Genomic DNA, 1,275 nt, shown 5'->3' with positions numbered 1-1,275 from the left:
TGGACAGGTTGGCGGCGAAGTTAAGCTAATCCTTGATGTGATTATGCCGCCGTTCTGGTCATCAGATCATGGGGGGCATGCCCCCCATGATCTGAAGCGTCGATCCACCTATATGCCTCTGCCGGGGTTTGCCCGGCCAGATTTGAGTGCGGTCGCTGCGTGTTGTAATAGGTGATCCACCGGACAAGGCCAGCGCGCAGCTCCGAGCCGGTCTCGAAGGCGTGGAGGTAGACGCATTCATACTTAAGGGAGCGCCACAGCCGCTCGATGAACACGTTGTCCATCCACCTGCCGCGGCCATCCATGCTGATCCGCACGTCCGCGTCGCGCAGCACGCTGTTAAAAGCGAAGCTGGTAAACTGGCTGCCCTCATCCGTGTTGAAGATCTCGGGCCTGCCGAAGCGCACCAGCGCTTCTTCCAGAGCCGCGACGCAAAAGCCGGCATCCATCGTGTTCGACAGCCGCCAGGCCAGCACCTTGCGCGTCGCCCAGTCCATCACCGCGACCAGGTAGAGGAAGCCCCGGCGCATGGGGATGTAGGTCACATCGGCGCACCAGACGTGGTTCGGCCGTTCGATCGCCAGCCTGCGCAGCAGATAGGGATAGATCCGGTGCTGCGGATGCGGATCGCTGGTCCGAGGACGCTGGTAGATCGGCGACAGGCCCATCTTCGCCATCAGCCGGCGCACACGACGCCGGCCAACCTCATGCCCAAGACGTCGCAGATGCCGAACCATCTGGCGGCTGCCATACCAGGGCATGTCCATGAACGCCGCGTCGATCATCCGCATCAGCACCAGCGTCTCTTCGGTCTCCGGAACCGGCACATAATAGTAAGACGACCGGCTGATCAGCAGCAAGCGACATTGCGCCGAGATCGACAGGCGCTGGTGAGCAGGCTCGATCATCGATCGCCTCCGGTCCACGCTCATCGACCGAAGGCTTTGGCTAAAAAATCGCGTTCCACGACCAACTGCCCGATCTTGGCATGCAGCTTCTCTACCTCGGCATCACCGGCAGCTCTCGCGGCGTCACCCGACCCGGAGAAGGTGCTTGCCATGCCCTCAATCGCCTGCCGCTTCCAGGCCGCAATCATCGTGTGATGAATCCCATGCCGGGCAGCCAGTTCCGCCAGCGTCAGATCCCCCCGGATCGCCTCCAGCGCAACCTTGGCCTTGAACTCCGCGCTGTAGCGCTTTCTCGTCGTCTTCATTCCCGTCCATTCCTCAGGTCGGGATTAGCTTAGCACCCTGTCCAGATTTCCGGGACCACCTC

1 protein-coding gene is annotated in these 1,275 nt (G+C 61.6%); it reads right to left on the bottom strand.

Annotated elements, in window-relative coordinates; genetic code table 11:
- Positions 1-41: 41 nt before the first annotated feature.
- Positions 42-1,213 (bottom strand): IS3 family transposase gene (locus tag HG250_RS11580; RefSeq protein ID WP_170005496.1). Its coding sequence is split into 2 segments (ribosomal slippage): positions 42-949 and positions 949-1,213, totalling 1,173 coding nucleotides; the frame shifts between segments, so codons are not numbered across the junction.
- Between the last annotated feature and the right edge of the window lie 62 nt (positions 1,214-1,275).

The sequence above is a fragment of the Pseudopontixanthobacter vadosimaris genome, from assembly GCF_012979275.1.
In the GTDB taxonomy this organism is placed as follows: domain Bacteria; phylum Pseudomonadota; class Alphaproteobacteria; order Sphingomonadales; family Sphingomonadaceae; genus Pseudopontixanthobacter; species Pseudopontixanthobacter vadosimaris.
Note: the sequence above shows the minus strand (reverse complement) of the source record. Positions and strands in the feature narration are given on the sequence as shown.